Source organism: Candidatus Nealsonbacteria bacterium, from assembly GCA_019923625.1.
Classification (GTDB): Bacteria; Patescibacteriota; Minisyncoccia; order Minisyncoccales; family RBG-13-42-11; genus JAHXGN01.
On record JAHXGN010000021.1, the window covers coordinates 1 to 5,035 of the forward strand.

The window sequence follows — 5,035 nt, forward strand, 5'->3', positions numbered from 1 at the left end:
GGGGATATAATCTACTCTGGAACGTTTCGGATTGGTAAGGGTGTCCACGGCCTCATCGACGAAGTCCGCATTTACAATCGGGCGTTGAGGGCAGCCCAAATAGAGGCCTCCTACCTCGCTGGCTTGGAACGCCTCCTTGCCAAAGACCTGATAGACGAACAAGAATATCAACAACGACTATTAGGATTTAGAGATTAAAAAGGGACGGGTACCTTTTTTATGGATCATTTCCAGAAAAAGGAGCTAAGCTCCTTTAAGGCTTTGCAGGTTAATCAGTACCCGACACTACTTTTTTACAGAAAATTAAAAATTGGGCGAGGCCGGGCCTCGCCCAATTTGGTGTCATTTTATACTACACAATTCGTAGGACTTGCTTTTTTATTTTTTTTGATATAATGATATAATGAAAATATGAACGGCGGTCAGTTTACTCACAAAGCCCAAGATGCTCTTTTGGCGGCTAATGATTTAGCCAGAGAAAGGAGCCAGCAACAAATTGACGCTCTGCACTTGTTTTATGCCATTTTAAGCCAACAAGAGAGCGTGGTTTTGACTTTGCTTCAAAAATTGGGATTGGATATAGAAAACTTAAAGAAAAAGGTAAAAACCGGCTTGGACAGAATTTCAACAATCATTACTCCTCAGGCCTTTGGCCAGTTTTATCTTACTCAGGATTTGGCTAAGGTTTTGGAGCGAGCCCGTCAAGAAGCAGTTAAAATGGGAGATGAATTTATTTCGGTTGAGCATTTGTTTTTAGGTCTTTTAGATACTGAGACCAAGGCAAAAGAAATTTTAGAGGCAGCCACTTTTTTACAACCCGGCGGAGGACCGACCACTTTAGAATTCGGCAAATTAAATTACGAGACATTTTTAAAACAATTAGCCCAAATTCGGGGCGGTCAAAGAATCACTGACCCGGAACCGGAAACAAAATATCAAGTTATTGAAAAATATACTCGCAACCTTACTTCTTTGGCCCGGCAAAGAAAACTTGACCCGGTCATTGGCCGGGAAGGTGAAATTAGAAGATTAATGCAGGTTCTATCAAGGAGAACAAAAAACAATCCTGTTTTAATTGGCGAGGCCGGGGTTGGCAAAACAGCTATTGCTGAGGGCTTGGCTCAGAGAATTATGACCGGCGACATTCCCGAGTCCATCAAAGACAAAGAAATAATTGCTTTAGACCTTGGCTCTTTGATTGCCGGAACAAAATACCGGGGCGAATTTGAAGATAGAATTAAATCCCTTTTAAGGGAAGTTAACCGGGCGGCCGGCCGATATATTTTATTTATTGACGAACTTCACACTTTAATTGGGGCTGGCGCGGCCGAAGGAGCGATTGACGCTTCCAGCATGCTCAAACCGGCTCTTGCCAAGGGCGAATTAAAAGCCATTGGCGCCACCACTTTAAAAGAATATCAAAAATACATTGAAAGAGACCCGGCTTTGGAAAGAAGATTCCAGCCCATTTATGTGGCCGAACCCTCAATTGAAGATACCATTTTAATTTTGCGGGGACTGAAAGAAAGATACGAACTTCATCACGGAGTGAAAATAAAGGACTCGGCTTTGGTTGCCTGCTCGCAATTGGCAGCCAGATATATTACCGACAGATTTTTACCCGACAAAGCCGTGGATTTAATGGATGAATCAATGTCTGCCCTAAGATTGGAAATTGAGTCAGAGCCGGCCGAGCTGGATAATTTAAAAAGAGAAATTCAAAAATTAGAAATAGAAAAAGAAGCCCTTAGCCCTGAAAATCCGGCTGATTGCCAAAAGCGACTAAAAGCAATTGCCAGGTCTTTAGCCGATTTGAAAGAAAAAACCGGGGTTTTGGAATTGAGATGGAAAACAGAAAAGGACTTAATTCAAAAAATTAAAAATTTCAAAAAAGAGATAGATGAGCTTAACTTTCAGGCGGAAATCAGCCAGAGTCAGGCCGATTTGCGCAAAGTGGCTGAAATTAAATACAGCAAAATTCCCAATCTTTTGCAGGAAGTTGCCAAAGCGGAAAAGGACTTGGTTAAAATTCAAAAAAAAGGAAAATTTCTGAAAGAAGAAATTATTGAAGAAGATGTGGCAAAGCTTGTTTCCCGCTGGACAGGCATTCCGGTTACCCGGCTTATAGAAGAAGAAGCCAAAAAATTGGAGAAAATAGAGCAGTCAATTTCCAATCAGGTAATTGGTCAGAAAGAAGCGATTTTGGCTATTGCCAATGCTATCAGACGTTCGCGAGCCGGAATTTCGGAAGAAAAACGGCCCCTTGGCTCTTTTATGTTTTTAGGACCAACCGGAGTAGGAAAGACCGAGACGGCTCGGGCTTTGGCTGAATTTTTATTTAACGATGAGAACGCTTTGGTTCGTCTTGATATGTCTGAATATATGGAAAAACATACTGTCTCCAAAATGCTCGGCTCCCCGCCCGGCTATGTTGGTTATGAAGAAGGGGGACAATTGACGGAAAAAATCCGAAGAAGACCCTACAGCGTTATTTTATTAGATGAAATTGAAAAAGCCCACCCCGAGGTTTTCAATATTCTTTTGCAGATTTTGGAAGATGGCCGGCTGACCGACGCCAAAGGCAGAATCGCTTCTTTTAAAAACGCCATTTTAATTATGACTTCCAATGTTGGCTCGGATATTATTGCCCGAGAGGCATCTTTGGGTTTTGTTGTTGGCGAAGAAGAAAAAACTCAAAGAGAATCTTTGAAAGAAAAAGTAATGGCTTCTCTCAAGCAAGATTTCCGACCCGAATTTTTAAACCGGATTGATGAAATCATTATCTTTAATTATCTTGGCAAGCCGGAAATTAAAAAAATCGTGGAATTGGAACTGGTTAAAATAGCCGAACGATTAAAAAACAAAAAAATCGGAATTAGAGTTAGTGAAAAAGCCAAAGAACTTCTGGCAGAAAAGGGCTTTGACCAGAATCTGGGCGCCCGGCCATTAAAAAGAGTTATCCAGAAATTGGTTTTAGACCCCCTGGCTCTGAAAATTGTGGCCGGCCAGACCAAAGAAGGAGAAAATATATTTATTGATAGCCAGGATAATCAAATTATTTTTCAGGCCCCTTTTAATCTTTCCAAATCCTCAAAAACAAAAACAACAAAATCTCTTACCTGATATACCTGATTTGATATACCTGATAAAAAAATCCGTCAAATTATAAATGTGATAAGGTTTTGTTTTGTCACAAGTAGGTTTAGGGGGTTTAGGGACGTTTCTGAATTATTAGAGTAGTAGGAAAATTAGGGACGTTTCTGAATTAAAAAAGAGCCCTATTCTCTGTTAATATAAATTTGACTTTCAATTTTTGATTGTGGTAAAATAAAATATATGAACCAAAGAATTGTAGTCAATCCAAAAATTATGGCCGGAAAACCGATAATTAAAGGAACAAGAATTCCGGTGTATTTGATATTAAATCTTTTAGCTGCTGGCTATAATTTTGAAAGAATTATTAAGGCTTATCCTCAACTTGTCAAAGAAGATATTAAAGCCGCCTTAGAATACCTACGGGAAAGTTATAAATCCATATAATTCGGTGAAATTCTCACGATCGTGAGAATTTTACATTTTAAAGTTTTCCACAGGGGAAGGGTTGCTTTTTATTTTTGGTATAGCTAACTAAAACCGCCTATTACTGGACAATTTTTATTTTGACATTGAGTTAAAATTTGCTTAATATAAAATTGTATGACTAATCAAAATACAGAAACCATCACTTTGCCAAAATCTGCTATTAAAGAAAAAGAAGGAGTAGTGATTTTACCATTAAGAAAATGGAAAAAAATTGAAGAAAACCTAGAAGATTTAGAAATGTATCGTTCTGAAAGTTTAGCTAAAGAAATTGAAAAAAGGAGAAAGGTGAAGAAATCCATACCCTTGAAAAGACTTCTTAAAAAATATCGCGTTTAATTTGTGTTTAATTTCGAATTTAAAAAGAAAGCTGCAAAAGAAATAGATAAATTATCGCCAAAGATTAGGAAAAGGATTTTAGAAAAACTTAGATTTTATTCTTTCCAAGATAATCCTTTAAGGTTTGCTGATAAATTAAAAGATTCTCGATTTGGCGAGTATAGATTTAGAATGGGGGACTACAGAGCCCTTTTTGATTTGGAAAATAATAAAATTATTATTTTGAAAGTTGGCCACCGAAAAGATATTTATAAAGATTGTTAAGAAACCAAAGAAATCAGATTATTAATACTTCGTGAAGTATTTAGAGTTTTCCACAGGAGGAGGGTTGTTTTTTATTTTGGGTTGGTAAAATTAAAAAATAGGGAAACTTGATATTGATTTTGAATTTGGTTATGATAGGATAGAAACATGACTACTATTACTATTCCTAAGAATTTAATAAAGGAAAGAGATTTAATTCTTGTACCTCGCAAAGAGTACGAGCGAGTTTTATCCATTTTTAAAATAATTCCAAAAGATCAGTTATGGTTTTGGACAAAAGAATGGCAAAAGAAAGAAAAAGGGGCTCAAGAAGATATCCGGAAAGGGAGAGTAAAAGGACCTTTTTCTTCAGGAGAGGAACTACTCAAATCTCTTAAATCCAAGAGATGAAGATTTTTTATTCTAAATCATTCCAGAGGGATTTTCAGAATTTACCAAAAAACATTCAGAAAATTGCAGAAAAGAAATTAAAATTATTTGTTAATAATTTTCGTCATCCATCACTTCGGATAAAGAAGATGGGAAAATTGGAAAATATTTGGGAAGGTAGCATTACTAAATGCTACCGTTTTACTTTCAATACGAGGAACGATTGTTATATTCTTCGGAGAATTGGTACCCACGATATTTTGAAAAAAGAAAAGAGATAAAAATAGTGGACTTTTAATTCGGAAAAAATCAGCGGCCGCCTCAATTTTATCGACAGGAGTTTTCCACAGGAGGAAGGTTGCTTTTTATTTTGGGGTTTGTATGATGGGAAAATATGTTAAATTTGGGAAAAATTTTGAATAAAAAAGTTATTTTTATTTTTGTTATTGTTTTAATCCTCGTTGGCGGAGGATTTTTTTGGTGG

At 37.0% G+C, this 5,035-nt stretch carries 6 protein-coding genes; all 6 read left to right on the forward strand.

The features are described 5' to 3' along the window. Positions 1 to 198 (forward strand): LamG domain-containing protein (locus KY055_02650; protein ID MBZ1345499.1); only part of this gene is annotated, 198 nt, incomplete at its 5' end. A gap of 213 nt (positions 199 to 411) precedes the next feature. Beyond that, a complete protein-coding gene (locus KY055_02655) occupies positions 412 to 3,123 on the forward strand; it encodes an AAA family ATPase (GenBank protein ID MBZ1345500.1) in 2,712 nt (903 codons plus the stop codon). Positions 3,124 to 3,336: 213 nt separating this feature from the next. Next, positions 3,337 to 3,540, forward strand: coding sequence for a DUF433 domain-containing protein (locus KY055_02660; GenBank protein ID MBZ1345501.1), 204 nt, complete (start codon positions 3,337 to 3,339; stop codon positions 3,538 to 3,540). Between the two features lie 156 nt (positions 3,541 to 3,696). Continuing rightward, positions 3,697 to 3,918, forward strand: a complete 222-nt coding sequence (locus KY055_02665) for a hypothetical protein (protein ID MBZ1345502.1) — start codon at positions 3,697 to 3,699, stop codon at positions 3,916 to 3,918. A gap of 3 nt (positions 3,919 to 3,921) precedes the next feature. After that, positions 3,922 to 4,182 (forward strand): type II toxin-antitoxin system RelE/ParE family toxin, encoded by a 261-nt coding sequence (locus KY055_02670; protein MBZ1345503.1) that lies wholly within the window; start codon positions 3,922 to 3,924, stop codon positions 4,180 to 4,182. Between the two features lie 147 nt (positions 4,183 to 4,329). After that, positions 4,330 to 4,572, forward strand: coding sequence for an AbrB/MazE/SpoVT family DNA-binding domain-containing protein (locus tag KY055_02675; protein ID MBZ1345504.1), 243 nt, complete (start codon positions 4,330 to 4,332; stop codon positions 4,570 to 4,572). Positions 4,573 to 5,035 lie beyond the last annotated feature (463 nt).